Source organism: Halomonas sp. HMF6819, assembly GCF_044335525.1.
Taxonomy (GTDB): Bacteria; Pseudomonadota; Gammaproteobacteria; order Pseudomonadales; family Halomonadaceae; genus Vreelandella.
Genome location: NZ_JBIQVY010000001.1, coordinates 598,159 through 618,345, shown reverse-complemented (window position 1 = coordinate 618,345; position 20,187 = coordinate 598,159). Strand labels below are relative to the sequence as shown.

The following is a 20,187-nucleotide window of genomic DNA, read 5'->3' as shown; positions in this document are numbered from 1 at the left end:
TATATTGTCAACCAGGATCTTTTCACTGGTTTGACTATAAAAAATATAAATTTTTTAAAAATAATTAGCGTGAATGGAGTTTATAACGGCGTTAAATAGATTTTCTGCACATATAAAGTTGAAACCAAAAAAACGACTGGTATGACTGAAGCGAGCTTTTTTAGAGTCTCTATGATCATTTGTAGTAGAATTCAGACTGCTGAATCACTTCTAATGGTAGCAAGGAGGCCTAAATGGACGCTCATTGTCGTGCGTTTTACGAACAAACCCCAAACGCTGAGGTAGCCTCCGAGCGCGTAGCTTTTGGCACGTCTGGTCACCGTGGTCGCGCTTTGGATCGCACCTTCAACGCCGCCCATATCTGGGCAATCACCCAAGCGGTGGTGGATTATCGTGTGGACGCCGGCTACAAGGGACCGTTGTTTCTGGGCCGAGATACACATGCCTTGTCTCGGCCGGCTTGGGAGTGCGCGCTGCAGGTGCTGGTTGCCAACGATATCGCGGTGAAGATCGAGAAAGAACAGGGCTATACCGCCACGCCTCTGATCAGCCATGCCATTTTGCAACATAACGCCGACCCCAACGCGCCCCGGGCAGATGGTCTGATCATCACGCCATCCCACAACCCGCCAGAAGATGGCGGCATCAAGTATAACCCCTACCACGGAGGCCCGGCGGACACCGATGCCACTGGCTGGATCGAGGGGCGCGCCAACGATTACTTGGCGCGTATCGACGAGGTGCCGCGCGTTACGTTGGAGGAGGCGCTCTCCCACGCCAGCGAATTCGATTTCACCGCGCTCTACGTGGAAAATCTCTCGTGGGTCGTCGATATGGAGGCGATCGAGCGGGCGGGTCTCAAGTTAGGCGCGGACCCTATGGGTGGCACGGCCTTGCCGGTCTGGCAAGCTATCGCCAAGCGCTTCGAGCTCGATCTCGACGTGGTCAATACCACCGTGGATGAGAGCTTCGCTTTCATGCCCCCGGATCATGACGGTAAAACGCGCATGGACTGCTCGAGCCCGGCGGCCATGGCGAACCTGCTCGAGATCAAGGACCGCTTCGATATCGCTTTCGGTAACGACCCGGACGCCGACAGGCACGGCATCGTCGACGCTGGCGGGTTGATGAACCCCAATCACTTTCTGGCTGTGTGTGTCGATTATCTCTTGAGCTATCGTCCGCAGTGGCCCAGTCACGGGGAAGGCGCGCTCAAAATTGGTAAAACCCTGGTGTCGTCTTCGATGATCGATAGAGTCGTGTCTTGTCACGGGCGCGAGCTTTTTGAGGTGCCGGTGGGATTCAAATGGTTCGTTGACGGCCTTTATAAGGGCTACTTGGGTTTTGGTGGTGAAGAAAGCGCTGGTGCCAGCTTGCTCACTCGTGATGGAAGGCCCTGGTCGACGGATAAGGACGGCATCGCGCTTTGCCTGCTGGCCGCGGAAATCCTGGCAGTAACGGGTAAGACACCGAGCGCTTATTACTCGGAGCTCACTAAGCGTTTGGGCACTCCGCACTATAAACGGGTCGATACCGCCTGTTCGTTTGAAGAAAAAGCGGCCTTCAAAAAGTTGAGTGCCGAAAGCATCAAGGCTCAAATGTTGGCGGGCGATGCCATAACCAGGGTTTTGGTAACGGCACCGGGCAACGATGCCAGTATTGGCGGGCTCAAGGTAATGACTGATAGTGGCTGGTTCGCTGCGCGCCCGAGCGGCACCGAGTCGCTTTATAAGGTGTATGCGGAAAGCTTCAAAAGCGAAGCGCATCTGGATGAGTTGATTCAAAGCGCCCAGGCGTTACTATCAAGCGTATTGCAGGGTTAAACCAGCACCCCTCTGCGCCACGCCAAGTGGATCGATGTACATAGCGTTAAGCGTATCAAAGAATCGTATCAAAAAGGATGATTAGATGACTCAGATCCGTAAGGCCATTATCCCTGTCGCGGGATTTGGAACGCGTCTGCTGCCCATCAGCAAGGCAATCCCCAAGGAGATGGTGCCGGTGGTCGACCGCCCGCTGATTCAGCACGTCGTGGAAGAAGCGCTGGCGGCGGGAATCAACGAGATTATTCTGGTGACCCGCACGGGTAAATCGGCCATCGAGGACCACTTCGATGCCCACTTCGAGCTCGAGCACTCGCTGGCCGATAAGGGCAAGGATGCACTGCTTGAAACGCTTTCCGCCATCGCGCCGCCTAAGCTCAAGATCACCAGCGTACGCCAAGCCAACGCCAAGGGGCTGGGCCATGCCATTCACTGCGCAGCCCACCTGCTGGATGACGGTGAGCCCTTCGCGGTGATCTTGCCCGACGTTCTGGTGAAGCCGCAGGTAGGCAGCCAGGAGTGCGATTTGGGCAGCATGGTCGAGCGCTGGGACGCTCAAGGCGCTTCGCAGATAATGGTAGAAGCCGTGGCTCATGAAGAGGTGTACCGCTACGGTATCGTCGACTGTGATGAACCCAAAGCGGGGGAGAGTGCCGACATGCGCGGTGTGGTCGAAAAACCCAAGCCTGAAGAAGCGCCGTCGCGGCTGTCGGTTATTGGCCGCTACGTTTTGCCGTACCGCATCATGGAGCTATTGGCCGACCAGCCTCCGGGGGCCGGCAACGAAATCCAGCTCACTGACGCCATAGACCGGCTCATGCAGGAGGGGCAAACCGTTCAGGCGTTTCGTATGCACGGGCGTACCTTCGACTGTGGCCACATCGAAGGCTGGCTAAAAGCCAATATGATGCTTGCCCGCGAAGCAGGTTTTGATATTTAAAACGCTCATAAACAAATAAGCTTAGCGTTTTGCAGGTAGTGCCAGCTTGAAAAGCTCTCGTCTGCCACTATGAAGACGGTCATCAAATCTTGAGGAATTAACTGCGTCAAGTATCTGCAAGGGCCGAGTGAGCGACTCGGCCCCAAACCCATCCTCATTTTTGAGTATTGGGTCGCTGTCTTAGCGGATTTTTGTATCGGAAATAGCAGCCCACTGTCAGGAAAGAGGGGCTTTTTTTAACTTTTAGGTCTGCGCATCAGCTCTATCGTAATGCCATTAAACGGCATCCGCCGAATATGAAAAGCGACTGTAAAGGTGTAATGTTGCGTAGTTTGGCTCTTTGAATGTCTGAAAGTATATGACAATGATGGGTAATTTTTCTTTGAGCGTTTGCTCGGATAGACACCTTTCATAAGTAATTGACTAGGGTAGAGGTCCGAAGGGACTGGAGTCAGTCACGCTGACGAATGCCGATTAAAAGTGCTAATAGCCGTTTTTTGCGGCCAAAACGACTCTATCAGCGGCGTTCGAAAAATACATCAATGAGCAGGAATTCCCGGTGCTGCCAGCCCCGTTACGAACAAGAATGACCCTCTTTCGCTCGCTAAAAGGCCGGCTGCTGATGGGGCTTTCCATCACCCTGCTAGTGCTGGCGGCCGTCATGTTGGGACTTGCCTGGCAAGTGGGTAAGAACATGCTTCAGGCGTCCAACGTTACCCACTTGCGCTACGAGGCCAATATTCTCGCCGATGAACTGACCCAGCAGGTCGAGAACCGCATCGATGCGCTGCAGCGGTTCAGCAGTGCCATTGGTGCCGCTGACGATCCCGCTTGGGTTCAGTACGAGTTGGCCAAAAACGACTCGCTGCTCTCCTGGTTCGAAGGTATCGTGATCAGTAATGAAGCCGGAACGATCATCGCTGATTGGCCAAGCGTGATCGGCCGGGTAGGTCTTGAAACACGCGACCAGGAATATTTTAGGATGCTTCAGGGGACGCGAAGCCCCTACGTCAGCGAGCCCTTCGTGGGGCGGGCTACCAATACGCCGGTGATATTGGTCAGCGTGCCGCGCCTGGACAGTGCCGGTAACTTTCGCGGTACGGTGGGCGGCGTTGTACGCCTCGATGCCGGCGGGCTTTTCAACCGGCTGGCTAAAATTCGATTAGGGGAAAACGGTTTTTCGGCCATTTTTAACGCTTCGGGGCACATTCTCTACCATCCGGACAGCACGCGCGTGAATACGCCCGTGAATTCCCTAAAGGATTTTCCCTGGCTCGATTTGGCGCTGGATGGCTGGGAGGGCGACGGTCTCGGTGATCTTCTCAATGGCCAGAGCGCCTACCAATCCTATTCTCAGGTATGGCCCGCTAACTGGATCGTGGGGCTCTATTTGCCGGTCGATCAGGCACAGGCGCCGCTGTCCGGTTTTATCTATCGGCTATGGTGGATCTGGGTGGCGCTGGCGCTTTTGCTAATGCCGCTGCTTTGGTGGTTGTTGGCGCGCATTCTGTCACCGCTGAATCGGCTGGAAGCGCAGATCGATGAAGTTGGGCGCGCCGAGCGCTCCCATGTGGAGCTCGCCACCAGCATGCACGAGTTGCAGGAAGTGGCGAATACCTTCAACCGCGTCGAAGACGAACGTCAGCAGCTGTTGAAAAACCTCCACGAGCGTGAGGCGTTTTTGGACTCGGTGCTCAACTCGAGCCCGGAAGGCATGTTCGTGGCAAACTTCGATGGCGCGATCACTTACATGAACCCGGCGCTCTTGACGATGCTGGACATTCCCAAAGAGACGCTCATGCAAGAGTGGCTCAAACAGATTCACCCGGACGATTATCAGGGCGCCATCGATCTTTGGCAGCATAGCCTTAAAAGCGGCCAGGATTACATCCGTCAGCTGCGATTCATTAAAAACGACAGCGAAACCCTTTGGCTCGATATTCATGCCCGGGTGGTCATGCTATCGCAAAGCGGCCACTCGCTGGGGCTGGTTGGCGTGGTCAAGGACATCACCGAGCGCCGCCAACAGGAGGCGCTCCAGCGCTGGGAAGCAGAGCACGACCCGCTGACAGGCCTCCTGAATCGGCGCGGGTTTTTGCGCCGCTTGGATGAAGCCTATGCCGATTTCCAAAAAACCAGCACGCCCTCTGTGTTGTTGTTGTTCGATCTCGATCACTTCAAGCCGATTAACGATGAGGGCGGCCATGCCTTGGGTGACGAGATGCTTCGTCGGGTTGCACAGGTCATTGCCTGGGAGGTTCGCCGCAGTGATCACGTAGCGCGCCAGGGTGGCGATGAGTTTGGCGTACTGCTGCCAAGTTGTACGATCGTGCAGGCACAACGCATCGCCGAGTCGCTTCGCCAAGCGGTGAGCGAAGTATCGGTCACCCATGCCGGTAAGGTGTATAACGTAACGCTTAGCATGGGCGTCACTCGCTTCAACGATGACGACGACTCGATCGATGACGTCCTGAACCGCGCCGACGCCGCCAGTTATGAAGCCAAGAACCGTGGTCGTAACGATGTGGTTGTGAGCAACCCATGCGAGTTCGATCCCATAACGCTTTTTTGATGACTGGGAGTAGACCTCTTCCGGGTTGGATCGCGCGTACGGTTGACCATTCTATGTTATGGCCCGACGAGCAACGTTAAAAACATGCCGTCGGCGCGCCACTTGATGAGAGTGAATCCGTGAACCTGATAGAGCTATTTGCGCGTACGCTGGATATAACCTTGCCGGTTTTCGCCATGGTGTTTTTAGGCATCGTGCTGAAACGCCTCCGGCTGATCGATCGCACCTTCGTTTCCACCGCGTCGACTCTCGTGTTTCGCGCCACGCTCCCCACGCTGATTTTTTTAAGCTTGATCAAAGCGGACATGAGCGTGGCGCTGGATATACCGTTGCTGCTGTTCTTTGCCTTGGCCACGCTCGCCCAATTTTTCGCCAGCTGGCTGTGGGCGCGCTACCGCGTGCCCTATAAAGAGCGAGGCATCTATGTGCAAGGGGCATTTCGCGGCAATGGCGGGGTGGTGGGGCTGGCGTTGGCCGCCGGCATGTACGGCAACTATGGTCTCTCGGCGGGCAGTCTGTTGCTGGGGCTGGTTATCGTGCTCTATAACGTGCTATCGGTATGGGTGCTTTCGGCCTATCAGCCCGGCAAAACCACGCGCTGGCCCAGCCTGCTCAAAAAAATTGCCACCAATCCCTTGATCATCGCCGTGCTGCTGGCCATACCGTTTGCGGCGCTGTCGGTCGAGCTTCCCCGCTGGGTCATGACGTCGGGCAACTACTTCGCTTCGCTGACGCTGCCGCTGGCACTGATCTGCATCGGCGCCACGCTGTCGGCGGCCAGCCTGCGCGACGGTCGCGCCGTTGCGCTGAGCTCCAGCGTAATGAAAATGATCGTATTGCCCGCGGTATCGACGGTCGCGGCCTGGCTATGCGGGTTTTCAAATGAGCAGCTGGGCCTTCTATTTCTATTCTTTGCAAGCCCTACCGCGGCTGCTAGCTTCGTTATGGCCAAGGCCATGGGCGGCAATGTGACGCTTGCCGCGAACATCATCGCGCTCACCACCATCATGGCGAGCCTGACCATTACACTGGGCATCTTCGCCCTGCGTCTATTGGGCTGGATTTAAGCGGGCCGGTTGGCCTCACTCCCCCGGCGCGCTATACTACGCGCCGCTTTACCCGCCCACGTCCCTGTAGCTCAGTAGGATAGAGCAGCCGCCTCCTAAGCGGCAGGTCGCAGGTTCGACTCCTGCCAGGGACGCCAACGGGCATTCTTCGCAAGTCCTGAGAAGTCCAAAAATAGAGTACAATACTCTGAAATACATGAATTTTTAGCCCTCGCTGTTCCTCAGCATTCCTTTCAAATCCAGCGTTCAAGTGGTATACAGGTTGGTATATACCTCCCTTCGAAGATGCTGGGTATACCGCCATGCCGCTAACCGTTCGACAGATAAACGCAACCAAGCCCGGGGCGAAAATCATCACCCTCTCTGATGGCCAGGGATTGGAACACAGGATCTGGCCCGATGGCCGCCGGGGCTGGCGTTTGCGCTACACACGCCCTAACGGCAAGCGCAACATGACAAGCTTGGGCAAGTATCCCGATGTCAGCCTTGCAGAAGCCCGCGAGAAGCGAACCGATATCCGACGCTTGCTAGCTCAGGGCATCGACCCGGTAGAGCAGAAGCAGGACGACAAGCGTAAGCAGCAATACGCCACAGAGAACACCTTCGAGGTGCTGGCCATGGAGTGGCACGCTTCGATGGTGCCGCGCTGGAAGGAAAGCTCGAAGCGGGCCAACGACAGTAAGCGCGTGCTCGAGATGTATGTGTTCCCCAAGGTGGGGAAACGCCCCATTGAATCCATCGTGCCGCTCGAGTGGCTCGAGATCCTGCGCAGCTTGGAAGACGCGGGAAAATTCGAGCAGCGACGCCGCCTACACGCCTTTTGCCGGGATATCTATCGCTTCGCCATCATCACTGGCCGCGCTCAATACAACCCCCTTACCGATCTGAATACGGCGCTCAAGCCTTACAAGCGGGGGAGCTTTCACCATATCCCTCAAGACGAGCTACCGGCTCTGGTGCGCGATATCGAGGCGTATGACAAAAGCCCCATGGTTCGTATTGGCCTCAAGCTGCTGCTGCTGACCGCGGTACGCCCCGGTGAGCTACGCCAAGCAGAGTGGAGCGAATTCGATCTACAAGCCGCCGTGTGGAAGATCCCCGCCGAGCGTATGAAGATGGGCAGGGCGCACCAAGTGCCGCTACCTACCCAGGCAGTGGACGAGCTACGTTACCTGCACAAGCGGACAGGCGCTTTCAAACTGCTATTCCCAGGCCGTAACAATCCCCTTAAGCCCATATCAGACGCCGCCTTCAATATGGCGTTAAAGCGCATGGGCTATGAAGGCAAACACGTACCCCACGGCACCCGCCATGTGGTGGCCACTGGCCTAAAAGAGTTGGGCTACCCTAGAGAGTGGATCGAGGCTCAGCTTTCGCACAAGCTGCCGGGGATCGAGGGCGTTTATACCCACGCCGAACACATGGCACCGAATCAGCGGCCCGCCATGATGCAGTTTTGGGCAGATTGTTTATTAAAGGAAAGGGACTTGTGACAGATAGAAAATGCAGCATAAATAATCATATTTCAAATTACTTAGGCTTTTATCTCAATGAATGCTCACCGGGTTATGGTGTTTTGATAAATGGAGGATGGGGCGTAGGTAAAACATATTATATCAAAAAATACTTGCTTGACTCAGAGTTGGTTAAGGCATCTTTGAAGAGTCACCCATTCTTGAGAGATAATACTGGCTCTTTCAAAAAGATTATAGATTCATGTAAAAAGAAAATGAAAATGGCGAGTTATGAGCCCAATGATGATTTTTCTAGGATGAATCTTGAGGATAGCGAAGATATTAAAAAAAGATATATTTATGTGAGTTTATATGGCTTGAAAAGTACAGAAGATATTAATAAAGCGATAGCTTCACAGTTGTTGTTCTCTGGGAATGAAAATTTTTCGAAATTGGCTAATGGGGTTTTTGATTCTTTAAAAGGCTTTGTCAATTTTGGTTCAGATATTGGTCTTAGTGATTTGTCTTTTCTAAGTGGAAATGTTTTTTTATATGTATTTGATGATTTGGAAAGATATTCTGGTGACGTCAATGAAGCTTTAGGCTTTATCAACTCATTGGTGGAGCATAAGGGGGCTAAAGTTTTAGTTTTAGCGAATGAAAATGAAATTAACGATGAAAAGGTTTATCGTTTGACTAAGGAGAAGCTGATAGGGAAAAGCTTTGAGTTGCAACCTGACTTTGATAGCGCTTATTTTGTTGTTTTAGAAAGTATGAAAGAGCATTCTGTATGGTCCTTTCTTAACCAAAACTATCAGGCAGTGCGCGCAATATTTGATAGCTCAGAAAAGAAAAATTTGAGAGCGTTTAAACAAGCAATTATGGAGTTCAAAGGTTTTTATAGTGAATTGGTGGCAGGTGGTCTTGAGGATCATGGCGTCGCTAAAAATCATTTAATTGCTTATTTAATAATGGCTTTCGAGTATCAGATAGGAGAGCTTGAAAAAGTTGATATAGAAAAACGCAAGAATCCTTTATTGCATTCAGTACGAAGTATGAAAAGTGATTATGAGTTTGATACTTTTGATAAAATGGAGCTAAGGCATTCTGGAGTGGATTTTAAAGATAATGTGTTCTCGATGGAGTTTATTTTACAAGTATTAGATAAAAGCTGGCTTGATACTGAGTTGTTAGAAAAAGAGCTAAGTGCTCCACCATTTAAAGAAAAAGCTGGTGATGAGGAAGAGTGGCGAGTCCTTTGGGCTTGGGATAGCTATAGTGAAGATGAATTTAATAAAGCGCTGGACTGTTTTGAAAACAAGCTTAATTACCAAGAGTACGATGATCTAGCAGTTATTATTCATTCGGTTGGTATCAAGTTGTCGCTGGTCGAAGCAGGGCTGATTAATATTGAAAGTGAAAAAGTTTTGGAAGGGTTTTACAGCTACGTAGATATGTTTTTTTCAAAATTGAATGCTTATGAGTATTTTGATGACAAGAGTGTCATTGCTTTTTATCAGACTCATGTGCTAGATGTTTATCAAGAGTCTGCGTACGGCTTAGGGTTTAAAAAACTAGATGATGATAGGCTTAAAAGTTTTTGTAATTATCTTGATGATGCTTTGAAAAAAGCTATAGTCTCAACTTTCGATAAGCGAGCAGAGGTTTTGTTAAATGTGTTGTCCAAAGATGCTAGTGAGTTTTACAGACAGTTGAATGGTTCTGGTGAAGATGCTGCTGCAAATAATAGAATACCAATTATAATGCATTTTGATGTAAACAAGTTGTGTGAGATCTTGGTTGGCCTTGAGAACGATAAAATGTCCATAGCTTTAGGTGCATTGGCAAGCAGGTTTAGGAATAGAGATAAAGATTTAAGAAGCATGGAGCTGGAGACTATGAGGGAGATTAAATCTATACTTCTTAATTATGCTAAGAAAAAAGGAGAATATAAAAGAAAGGTTGTTGAGAAAAAAATAAGCCAAAGGCTAAGTATTAACTTAGATAGCTGATATTGTTGTAGGAGTGTGTGGCTATTCCGAATAGCATAAGTACGTTTTAGAGGCTTCGGTTTAATTGTTCAAATTTAAGCTAAGTAACCAGTAACTCAACTTGCTCCCCTAATAACTCACCCACGGCCCAAGTAGCATCGCGCCAGTAGCTATCGGCGGCTTTGGTACTGTCGATGTTGAGCGGTGACGTGTCTGTGTCAGGGAAAGCCTCGAGCAGCTTGGCAAAACCAGCCGAGAACAGCGCCCGAAAGTAGAGGCATTTGAATACGCTCTCGTCTTGCCATAAGGGTACTGGAACAGCAGAGAGGGTAGAGTAGCCTGCTTGCTCCTTTTCCGCCTGCCAGGGCATAAGCGCGGCATTCACTAGCGTCATGGCCTCCATCAACGCGTTTGTCAGTAAGAGATGGTTCGAGAATATATCGACTCCCCGACTATGGGAGGCTGGCGGCTGGTGTGGGTCTATGTCAGGCCAAAAGCCGTTGTTGGCCAGTGCGGGTTCGGGCGTGTTTTCGATGGAGGGCTCTTCGTTCATAGGTGGGCCTTTCAGTGTGGTGGGTCTGAGCGTGGGTCGCCTCAAGCTTGTGGCGTCGTCAGGTTCCGCGTCAAGACGGTGACTAAGGCCCTAGCCCTAGGCTGGGCACGCTTACCAAGCATCAAACTCTTTCAAGCCGCTGCACTCGCAGCGGCTTTTGTCGTTTGCAAGCTCTGATTTTTCGTCTCGGTGTGAGTGGTTCTACTCACACCCGGCGCTGCTAGAAAGGAATTGATCTGGGAGTCAAGCTTTGTCCGGATAGTGGAGACATTGCCCGGAACGATACCGCGAGGACATAAACCCATGACTGATACCACTTACCCCAGCACCTATAGAACGGTGAACCAGATCCCGTTAGGCAATCGGCTGTTACGTAGAAAGGACGTAGAGCAAAAGACCGGCAAAAGCCGCTCAGCCATTTACGACGGCATCCGCCAGGGCACTTTCCCGGCACCGGTGCCCATTGGTGGCAAGAGCGTGGCGTGGCTCGAGGAGGAGGTTGATAGCTGGATTGCTCACTGCCTCGAGGAACGCAAACGCCAGACGTTAAAGAGCCATTCCACCCCGCTACGCATGACCACCCAGCCCCAGGAGCAGCGCGCATGAACCAGTTTGAAGTCTCAATCAACGGCACAACCCTCACTCTGACTGCTGAGGACCTTGTCATGATGTCCACTGCCATGATGGATGCCATGCGTACCCCTAATAAGGAAATCTTTAGCCAAGGTAGCTCGGGGAAAATCCGCGCCAAACTGTTGAACGCCAAGGATGAACGTAACCAGCAATTCAATGAGCGCTCGCCTAAAAGTTTCGTCGTTACCGACTGCTAATCCCCTAACCCCTGACCGCGTGCAGTAACGCTGCTGTGCTAATTCCCAGCGGGTAGGGGGAGGTTTTGTCCTGAAAACGAAAAAGGCTCCAACGCTGGGGAGGCGAAGGAGCCAAGGCAAAGCAAACGAAAGGTGCCCATGCAGATTATCAAGTTAAGCGCAATTTGCCGCCTTGAAGGCTTGCGAGGAACGCTGAGGAATGATTATCATGGTCATGCTGTAGCAAAATCTACAGCCGGGCGTGAGAACCCGAAGTATCCAAGGCGCTACAGCGCCCCTACCATTGCAGGCGCTTTTTTTGTGTCTGTAGTGCGTCGTTATGGTGGCTGTGCGTGGGCACGCTTCGGCGTGGCCGGTTCCCTTGGATGCCGGTTTCTCACCCCGCGTACAGTCGCCTCCAATCGCGTGAGAACGGTTGTTGGTGACTCCATAATCCAAGGAGTCTTACCCATGGCCAACCACAGCCAAGGCGCGTCCGCGCACACCCAGCATTCTCCCTCGCTTATCGCCACCGCCCTGATCGGCACAAAGCTAATCGCCTACCGCGTCAACCGCCGCCCCGAGCAGCTTTCCTACTTGTTGGGATTAGTGCGTATGGCTTTAGCGCTGGGCCACATATCTTCTGACGACCACGCCCAACTACTGGCCGACCTTGATCGCCTCGCTATCGAGGAGGTGAATCATGCCTAACCTGACCCATACCCCACGCCTCGAAGATGCCGCTTGCCTCACCGAAGCCGAGTGCCTATTGATCGACCCTCGCGCCAGAGCCGAGGATCTGTTCGACCAGTGCGAAACCCGCATGGAAGCGGTTAGCAACCTGATGATGACCTTAAGCACGCTCGATGCACCGGGCGCTTGCGCCGATGCGCGGGATCTGGCCCACGTGGCGCTATCGTCGCGCTTGTTGCTGGCTGATGCCCTGGATCTGCTACTGGCTGCCCGGCAAGCCGCCAAGGGCCGCCCCACGCCTGCCAGAAAAGGGGGCGACCATGGCTAAATCAACCGTTCAAAAGATCCAGCAGGTGGCCGCCGTTGCGCTGAACAGCGCCGAGATTCTGCTGGCCGATTGGCTGCCCGATGGGCAGCGCCAAGGTAGTGAGTGGGTGGCCCGCAATAGTGCCCGCGCCGACGCCAGCCCCGGCTCTTTCGGCGTATCACTCGCCTCTGGTAAGTGGAACGACTTTGCCGACCAGGACGCCCACGGCGGGGATCTGGTTTCGTTGCTCAGCTACCTTCGCGGCTGTCGGCAAATTGATGCCGCCATGATGATCGATGAACAGCTTGGGCTGGGCATTTTCCAACGGGCCGGCGCGTCCAGCGCGCCGCCCGCCGCGCCCTGCGATATGCCTACCAAACACCAGCAGCGCCTAAGGGCCGAGGCTAAGCGCCTGACGGCTCAACACCATGCCGCTCAAGCGGCACAACGTCTATGGCAGGCCTCTGGGCCTGCTGATCCTGCCCACCCTTACCTAGTGGAAAAGGGAATCGAGCCTTATCACCTTCGCCAGTCTGCTCAAGGCCAATTGCTGGTACCGCTGTACGCAGACGGTAAGCTGGTCAATGTGCAGTGCATCGACTCGCAGGGCGGCAAGCGATTTTTGAAAGGGGGCCGGGTACGGGGCGGTTATGCGCCCCTTGGCAAGGTGCAGGCAGGCCGCCAGTTGTTTATCTGCGAAGGCTGGGCCACCGGGGCCACTCTGCACGCCCATACCCGCGAGGCGGTCGCCTGTGCCATGAATGCGGGCAACCTCGCCGCCGTGGCCGAATCCCTGCGCGAGCGATACGACGCGATCGATCTGATCATTGCTGGGGATGACGACCGGGTGACCCCCGGCAATCCGGGGCGTACCGCTGCCAATGCAGCGGCGCTGGCCATCGGGTCATTGGTGCTGTTTCCCAACTGGCCGGAAGGAGCGCCCGGTGAGTTGAGCGACTTCAACGATTTGGCTCGCTGGTATCGCCAGCAGGGGAAAGCCCCATGAGCGATCAAACGAGCCGCGAGCAACAGGCCCACCTTGCCCTGGTCGGTAAGCCAACCGCGCCCATGATCGATACTCTGGACCGTCCGAGCTATGCCGTATACGAAGGGCCAACGATGGTCGAGGGCAAGCAGTATGGGGCCGGTACCTGGTACCACGGCATCAAGCACACCCATAGCGATGAAGCGGGGCAGCCGTTCGACTTGTGGCTTTCCGCGCCGCTATACGTCAAGGCGGAAACGATCAACAGCGACGATGGCAGCGTGGGTCGCCTGCTGCGCTTCAAGCACCGGGGGCAGGTGATCGAGTACGTAATGCCCATGGAGGCGCTGGCAGGCAAAGGGGAGGAGGTGCTTAAAGCCTTGCTACGTCAGGGCCTCGAGGTGGACTACCACCAGCGGCGCTACATTCCCGCTTATATCGCAAGCCACCATCGTTTGACGAAGGTGCTGGCGACCACCACCAAGCCGGGATGGCACGAGCGTAGCGGCGCTTTCGTGCTGCCCAACCGCATTCTAGGCGGCGAAGACGTGCGCTTTCAGGACAGCGGCAAGGGCGCGCTATTGTTCTCGGAGCGCGGCACGTTGGAAGGCTGGAAAAGCGAGCTGGCCCATTACTGTCAGGGCAACCCGGTGCTGATCCTGGCCGTGTGTTGCGCTCTGGCCGGACCACTGCTTTCCAAGGTCGGGGTGAATGGGGGCGGCGTGCATCTGGTGGGTGACTCCTCGAGCGGTAAATCCCTCGCCCAGGCGCTGGCCGCCACGGTGTGGGGCGACCCCAGCCGCTTTGCTGCGTCCTGGGATATGTCGAAAGGCGGTATCGAGATCGAGGCGTCATCGCGCAACGACACGGTGCTGATTCTCGACGAGATAAAGCGCGCCGACCCCAAGCGGGTGCAGGAAATGGCTTACGCCATCGCCAACGGCACCGGCAAGGGCACCATGACCCGGGAGCGGGAAGGGCGGCCCAAGCTCTACTGGCGCGTATTGGCGCTATCCAGTGGCGAGCGCTCGCTTTCCGAACATGCGGCCATATCCGGTAACGCCGCCCACGCCGGGGCCGAGCTGCGCATGGTAGACGTAAACGCCGGTACCCGTACCTATCGCGCCTTCGATGCGGTCCATGGGATGGATGGTGCTGCATTCCACCGAAAACTCACTACCGCCACCGCGCACCAGTTTGGCAAGGTTGGCCCCGCTTTCGTGGATCACCTAATCAAGGAAACCGACCCGGACTACTTTTACCGGCGGTTTGCTGAGGTACGCGACGGATTCGATACGGAAGGCCCCCAAGCGGGCCGGGTAGCGGATCGCTTCGCCATTATCGGTTTGGCCGGAGAGCTGGCCATCACCTATGGCCTCTTGCCTTGGGAGGAGGGCACCGCCGCCCACGCAAGCCGCCAGCTATTTCGGGAATGGATCGCACGGGTCGGCGATGGGAACGCCGAAGATCGGCAAATACTTAGCGCGCTATCGGACTTCATCGCCCTGCACGGTGATAGCCGCTTTTCCGACATTGCTGCCCAGCTACCCAACCCCAACGTCAAACACCGCGCCGGTTACTACGAGATCGAGGACGGCATGAACGGCAAGCGCCTTTACCTGTTCAACCGCGCCACGCTGACCGAGGCTGCTGCCGGGTATGGGCGGGATCGCGTGATACGCACCCTGGAAACCTACAACGTGCTTGCGAAGGTCGACAGTGGCCGCCGCCAAAAAAACTACCGCCTGCCAGGAGGAGGGAGCACGCGCTTTTTCGTCATTGATCCCGACAAGCTGGAAGGTGAACAAGGGGGCGAAGCATGACAGGGCCATTTACGCGTGAACCTAGTTTCGGAGGCAACACTGGCTACACCGGCAACGGCCAGCAACCATGCGGGTTACAGCCGTTGCCTATTAGTAAGAGAGGTGGCAACCAAGGCAACACATATCTTTATATCTATATAACCGCTGATCCTGTCTGTTGCCGTTTTCAAAAAGCGGCTACAGGTTGCCATAAAAAATATCAATCAAATCAATGGTGTTACCGCTGTTGCCACGTTGCCCGCTTTTTTGAAATCAGTCAGGGGAATTATAGGGGGTGGTATTTGTTCGCTATTCGAACATTGGTCGACCTTCTCAGCGCTAGAACCCTTCCTCCTTTCTGGCAGGCGTTATTGGTTTTGCCTCTTTTCCACCGCCGGGGCCATGGCCCCACCACCCGCACGTTCGTTCCCGCTAGCTCGAGGAGATATCGATGACGACCTCCAACCACCACGCTCAGACAACCCCCGCCACCCACCAGGAGACTCAGACCATGGCCAGCACCCGTGAAACCGATACCCATAAATCGAAAAGCATCGCGCCTCGTCTTGTGAAAGCACAGGACAATTTCGAGTACGTGGATGTACCCGCCATTGCAGTAACGGGTGTCTCGGAAGAAAAGCGCCAAGCGCAGGTTGATGCGACGCTCAAAACCTATCTGACCCGCCGAGACAAGCTGGAAGCCGTCACCGAAGAGATGAACCGCTTAAAAAAGACGCTCAGTGCCTTGGAGCAGCAGAAGCAAGAAGCCGATGCCGCATGGCGGCTTGGGTTCGTCAAGGCGTTGGGCAAGCAAAGCAAGTCCATGCGCGATCAGCTCAAGCAGAAAACGCAATGGAAGCTGGAAGCTGAGCAGACCAAAGAAATGATCGCGATGCTCGAACCCCAAGCCGAATGGTTGAAGCTGCACACCTACACGGCTCGTCAGACTTTGACTAAACAGGTGCAGAATCTGAATGATCTGGTCGTGTTTAATCGCCTCTTGGACGGTATCAATGGGCTTACGGGTACTGACAGCCTGCATGCAATAGCTGAAAGCGTGCCGCGCTTGTTCCATCAGATCGATACCAACATCTGTAACAATCATCTATACATGGCCAGTTTCGGCATGGACGTGCATCGCCAATCAGGAACCGCTATCTATTCAATTTTGAGCGATGAAGTAACTAGGGAGGTAAAGAGTAAAGTGCATTTGAAGCAAATGGCGGCGTTGGGAGAGCTTTTAATGCGTAGGCTGCCCAAGGGCACTACATCCACTACCGCCATGAAGGTTCCCGGCCCGCTAGGTTGTGAGGCATCGAGTCAAGAGATTCCGGGGCGGTACGCATTCCAGCCGCGCCTTACAGAGCTGGAAAGCCAGATGGAGTATGTACCCAGCCTCGAGGAGCTGGACAGCGATAACGCCGCCTAGAAGCTTCATAAGCTAACCTGAACGAGCCCTGCCGCGTGCGGGGCTTTTTCGTGCTCGAGCAGCGAGCGAGGAGAGGGCGAACACGACACCAAGTGCTTGATGATGGCAATTGCCATGGGTAGGGCCTGCCTTCTAGGCTGCAACCTGCGCCGCGCTGTCCCCCACCCGCCTGCGGGGTTCGCTTGTGGGGCAGTTCTTCATGCACCCCGCAAAACGGCCCAAAGCCCGCTGTTGCTGGGCTGTAGGCGGGTTTTGGGTGCATGGGAGTCATGCGAAATCATGCGGATTTATGTGTGCTTTCTAGGGGCAGTAGTCGGCTATGGTCTTACAGCTCATTATTACCGTGCAATAAGCGGATGCGACCATGCCTTAGTAGTCCTAGCAAAGCCTAATTATTCATGATAGATGTGAGCGGTAGGGTTCTAATATACACGTTGGTCCGTACTGTGCTTGCTCAGCATACTGTGGGCTACAATAAAACAGAAAATTAAGTTGAGGTTTCAATGATTTTGAAACAAGGGATGAAAGATTTATTAGGTGATGAAAGCAATATAGAAGATAAGAGAGAATTTCTTCTGAGCTTTATAAGCAATAAGTGCAATATAAAAAATATAAATTTTCTGTTCGGTTCTGGGGTGAGCTCAGGGGCAATCCCGACCATGAGAGAAATGGCTCAGGAAGTTGATAAAGAGGTTGACAGTTATGTTGAGGAAGAGCCATATACAATGTTTAATTGTGATTGGTTAGATTTAGATAGTGAAGAAGAACATTATCAAAAAGTTGACGAAATCTACAAAAAAATAAAAACTGAGAAGAAAGGTAATTTAGAAGATATGCTTGGTGTTTTGTACTCTAAGATAAATTATGAGGAAGGCATCGGTGGAAACGATTATGTGGCATATCAGTTGTCTAAGATAATGGAAAAAGTTATATATAATAAAATAAACGTTGATGTGTACAGTGAAAAAAATAAACCAACTCTTGATCTTTATAAGAGTTTCTATGAAAAAATGGCAAGAAGAAGTAGTGACTTACCTAGGCTTAATGTTTTCACTACTAATAATGACTTGTTTAGTGAGGCAGCGTTAGATCAGTTAAATATTGATTTCAATAATGGTTTTGGAGGCGGGTTGAAGAAATTGTTTAACCCTTCAAGATTTAGTTACTCATATTCAAAAAATAGTGATACAACTCCAGGTAAATATGAGTCATTAAGCAATATGGTGTATTTGTTTAAGATGCATGGGTCAATTAACTGGAAAGAGTCAGAGTCCTCAAGTCATTTTTTGAACATTGAAGAAGTAAGTCTCAGTGATTCTAACAGTAATGAAGGGGCTGCCCTGGTTTATCCAACGCCATTAAAGCAAAATAAGAGTTTGGGCTCTCCATATGCAGATATAATGAGAGAGTTCAAAGGGAAATTGGCTTTAAGTAATACCGTTTTATTCGTCATAGGATATAGCTTTAGTGATGAGCATGTTAATAATTTAATATATCATGCGCTAAGCTCAAATGAAACTTTAAGTGTGGTTTTGTTTGGTTCTTATGAGGGGAAGCCTATATATGAAGTAGGCGATAATAGAGTGTTTTTAATCTATGGTGAAGACCAGGATGAGAAAGTTCACTACTTTAAGTACATAGTGAATGATTTATTGCCTGATATGAATAAGGATAACTCGGAAGATGTTTTGAAAGAGTTTTCTGAGAGGCTGAAGCAAGTGTTCGGAGGTAATCAGTTATGATTATCGGAAAGCTGGTGTCTATTAGTTATAATGTTTTTAGGGCCCAGATTTTTAGCTCCCTTAAGAGCAATTCTCTGAATATTGAAGGGGATGTTTATTACTTTGGGAATATAGGTAGTTATTTAAAAGTAAAAAATAACATTGGAGAAGTGGTGCTATGTGAAGTTGTATCGGTTTTTGATCGAGACGTTAGTGTTCAAGAAGGGTTGAGTCATGTTTATGGAGTTAAGGAGTTAGAGCTTAAGCCAGTCGGGACAATTGATAAAAAGGATCAATTTTTGCTTGGGGTTGGAGTTTTTCCAAGTATCTATTCAGATGTGGAAATTGTTACCAAAAAAGATATGGCCTTTATTTTAGGTGGCTATGGAAGCAATGATGCTAAAGATGGTGTTCATAATAGCTTTTTTTTAGGAAGTAGTAAAAATTTAATTGGTTATCCAATCGAGCTTAGCATTACGAGATTTTTTAATATTCATTCTGCGGTATTAGGAAATAGCGGAAGTGGTAAGTCAAATACTATATCTCATATCTTGCAAGAGATTTTCAAAAAGAAAAGTTTTTCTGCTTTAGGCTCCAGATTTTTAATTTTTGATGTGAACGGTGAGTATAAAAATGCTTTTGGTTTGAACAGGTATGAGCAAAATGTGAGTAAAACTCATTTTAAGCCTGTTGGTATAGAGGATCTTCAACAGGGAGAGAAAAAATTTATACTCCCACATTTCTTGCTGAGTCTGGACGAATGGTGTTCTTTTCTAATGGCCACTGACGCTACTCAGCGTCCGTTTTTGGATAAGGTTCTACAAGAATGTTACCGATATTACTCAATAACTAAAAGCTCTGATTTAGAGCTAAAAGTTCCTAGCTATATAAGAGGTAAAATTTGTTTAATACTTAATAGTATTAATAGCCAAGTAGAGTCTGATACTGTAAGGGTTACGGCAGCCGCAGGCGTTATTGCGAGGTTAAGAGGCGTCCTAAATGCAAACAGTAAAGTGTCTGATATTTGTATAAAAAATGGTTTGCTTGATGATCTAGATGATCTCATAAGAGCATGCGGTATAAATTTCGGACAAAACAATGGTGCTTTAGGCTCGGCTATAGATAGGGTATTAAAAAAAATAGAAGACGAAGACTATGAGTCGGTCGATTCTCTGAAATTAACACAGGGTGAGTATTATGATTTTGAATTCATGAGGATTGCAGCTGAAATGGTGTTATTAGAAGAAGATGCGAGTGGGAACACCAGAGTTCGCGAGTATACATCGACTATGATGACTAGACTGGATTTTTTCCTAGATAATCCTGAATGCGAGTTTATGAGGGATTCTTCATGTGGTATAGATTCCAAGGACAAGTTCCTCGATTATTTGTGGGGCTGTGACCAAAATAAGAAACAGCTAGTAAATTTAGATTTGAGCGATCTTGGGCCTGATTCTCTAGAGTTGTTGACTTCTGTGTTAACAAGGGTTGTTTACTCTGATAGAAAGAATAAAAAAGGATTAGAACGAAGAGAAAATCCAATACACTTAGTAATGGATGAGGCACATAGATATATTAGTAAAGATGGAAATTATTATTTAAAAGAAAATATTTTTGAGAAAGTTGCTAGGGAGGGGAGAAAGTATTCCTGTTTTTTAATTATATCGTCTCAGAGGCCTTCTGAGCTTTCTGAAACTGTTCTTTCGCAATGTGGTAATTATATAGTTCATAGAATTCAGAATGAGATTGATATGCGTTATATATATTCAGTACTTCCTTATTTCTCAGATGATTTTAGCAACAAGATAAAGCAATCAATTCCTGGTGAGGCCCTAGTCTTTGGTAACTGCGTCCCTATGCCTTTGACTGTTTCAATCCAAAAAGCAAAACCAGGGCCTGATAGTGACAATAGTGATATAGCAAAGGAATGGTTTATTCCTGATGCACCAAAAACCCAGCATCATTTGCTTTGATCAGAAATATTCTTATTATTCATCAGCCCTTTTTGACTGGAGTAACCCTAAAGTCAATAAGGGCTCAA

16 protein-coding genes and 1 tRNA gene are annotated in these 20,187 nt (G+C 51.1%); 16 read left to right on the top strand and 1 reads right to left on the bottom strand.

Annotated features, from left to right (window positions below):
- The first annotated feature begins 233 nt into the window (after positions 1 to 233).
- From ACGLWX_RS02905 to ACGLWX_RS02875, 7 genes are all read left to right on the top strand, one after another.
- Complete coding sequence (locus ACGLWX_RS02905) at positions 234 to 1,823, top strand: phosphoglucomutase, alpha-D-glucose phosphate-specific (protein WP_396237172.1); 1,590 nt, start codon at positions 234 to 236, stop codon at positions 1,821 to 1,823.
- Positions 1,824 to 1,908: 85 nt separating this feature from the next.
- A complete protein-coding gene (locus tag ACGLWX_RS02900; RefSeq protein ID WP_396237170.1) occupies positions 1,909 to 2,763 on the top strand; it encodes a UTP--glucose-1-phosphate uridylyltransferase in 855 nt (284 codons plus the stop codon).
- Between the two features lie 586 nt (positions 2,764 to 3,349).
- Complete coding sequence (locus ACGLWX_RS02895) at positions 3,350 to 5,335, top strand: diguanylate cyclase domain-containing protein (protein ID WP_396237168.1); 1,986 nt, start codon at positions 3,350 to 3,352, stop codon at positions 5,333 to 5,335.
- Between the two features lie 119 nt (positions 5,336 to 5,454).
- Positions 5,455 to 6,402: an AEC family transporter gene (locus ACGLWX_RS02890; RefSeq protein ID WP_396237166.1), complete on the top strand. Its 948-nt coding sequence runs from the start codon at positions 5,455 to 5,457 to the stop codon at positions 6,400 to 6,402.
- A gap of 60 nt (positions 6,403 to 6,462) precedes the next feature.
- Positions 6,463 to 6,539: transfer RNA gene (locus tag ACGLWX_RS02885), tRNA-Arg, on the top strand.
- Positions 6,540 to 6,704: 165 nt separating this feature from the next.
- Entirely contained in the window at positions 6,705 to 7,895 is a 1,191-nt protein-coding gene (locus ACGLWX_RS02880; RefSeq protein WP_396237164.1) for a tyrosine-type recombinase/integrase, read from the top strand.
- Positions 7,892 to 9,868 carry a P-loop NTPase fold protein gene (locus tag ACGLWX_RS02875; protein ID WP_396237162.1) on the top strand — a complete coding sequence of 659 codons (1,977 nt, stop codon included), beginning with the start codon at positions 7,892 to 7,894 and terminating at the stop codon, positions 9,866 to 9,868. The genes ACGLWX_RS02880 and ACGLWX_RS02875 overlap by 4 nt, the downstream gene beginning before the upstream one ends.
- Positions 9,869 to 9,947: 79 nt before the next feature.
- On the opposite strand, the gene ACGLWX_RS02870 is transcribed toward ACGLWX_RS02875, so the two are convergent.
- The gene (locus ACGLWX_RS02870) at positions 9,948 to 10,400 is read right to left on the bottom strand and encodes a head completion/stabilization protein (RefSeq protein ID WP_396237160.1); all 453 of its coding nucleotides are present in this window, start codon (positions 10,398 to 10,400) and stop codon (positions 9,948 to 9,950) included.
- A gap of 303 nt (positions 10,401 to 10,703) precedes the next feature.
- Here ACGLWX_RS02870 and ACGLWX_RS02865 point away from each other — a divergent pair, with 303 nt between their 5' ends.
- The 9 genes from ACGLWX_RS02865 (at position 10,704) to ACGLWX_RS02825 (ending at position 20,119) form a co-directional block, all read left to right on the top strand.
- Positions 10,704 to 11,006 carry a helix-turn-helix transcriptional regulator gene (locus ACGLWX_RS02865; protein WP_396237158.1) on the top strand — a complete coding sequence of 101 codons (303 nt, stop codon included), beginning with the start codon at positions 10,704 to 10,706 and terminating at the stop codon, positions 11,004 to 11,006.
- Positions 11,003 to 11,230, top strand: a complete 228-nt coding sequence (locus tag ACGLWX_RS02860; RefSeq protein ID WP_396237156.1) for a hypothetical protein — start codon at positions 11,003 to 11,005, stop codon at positions 11,228 to 11,230. The genes ACGLWX_RS02865 and ACGLWX_RS02860 overlap by 4 nt, the downstream gene beginning before the upstream one ends.
- A gap of 450 nt (positions 11,231 to 11,680) precedes the next feature.
- Positions 11,681 to 11,920 carry a hypothetical protein gene (locus tag ACGLWX_RS02855; protein WP_396237154.1) on the top strand — a complete coding sequence of 80 codons (240 nt, stop codon included), beginning with the start codon at positions 11,681 to 11,683 and terminating at the stop codon, positions 11,918 to 11,920.
- Positions 11,913 to 12,230, top strand: coding sequence for a hypothetical protein (locus ACGLWX_RS02850; RefSeq protein WP_396237152.1), 318 nt, complete (start codon positions 11,913 to 11,915; stop codon positions 12,228 to 12,230). Before ACGLWX_RS02855 ends, ACGLWX_RS02850 begins: the two co-directional genes overlap by 8 nt.
- Complete coding sequence (locus ACGLWX_RS02845) at positions 12,223 to 13,215, top strand: toprim domain-containing protein (RefSeq protein WP_396237150.1); 993 nt, start codon at positions 12,223 to 12,225, stop codon at positions 13,213 to 13,215. The genes ACGLWX_RS02850 and ACGLWX_RS02845 overlap by 8 nt, the downstream gene beginning before the upstream one ends.
- Positions 13,212 to 15,017, top strand: a complete 1,806-nt coding sequence (locus ACGLWX_RS02840; protein ID WP_396237148.1) for a DUF927 domain-containing protein — start codon at positions 13,212 to 13,214, stop codon at positions 15,015 to 15,017. The genes ACGLWX_RS02845 and ACGLWX_RS02840 overlap by 4 nt, the downstream gene beginning before the upstream one ends.
- Positions 15,018 to 15,447: 430 nt before the next feature.
- Positions 15,448 to 16,425, top strand: coding sequence for a hypothetical protein (locus tag ACGLWX_RS02835; protein ID WP_396237146.1), 978 nt, complete (start codon positions 15,448 to 15,450; stop codon positions 16,423 to 16,425).
- Positions 16,426 to 16,928: 503 nt separating this feature from the next.
- Positions 16,929 to 18,167: an SIR2 family protein gene (locus tag ACGLWX_RS02830; protein ID WP_396237144.1), complete on the top strand. Its 1,239-nt coding sequence runs from the start codon at positions 16,929 to 16,931 to the stop codon at positions 18,165 to 18,167.
- Entirely contained in the window at positions 18,164 to 20,119 is a 1,956-nt protein-coding gene (locus ACGLWX_RS02825; protein ID WP_396237142.1) for an ATP-binding protein, read from the top strand. The genes ACGLWX_RS02830 and ACGLWX_RS02825 overlap by 4 nt, the downstream gene beginning before the upstream one ends.
- Positions 20,120 to 20,187 lie beyond the last annotated feature (68 nt).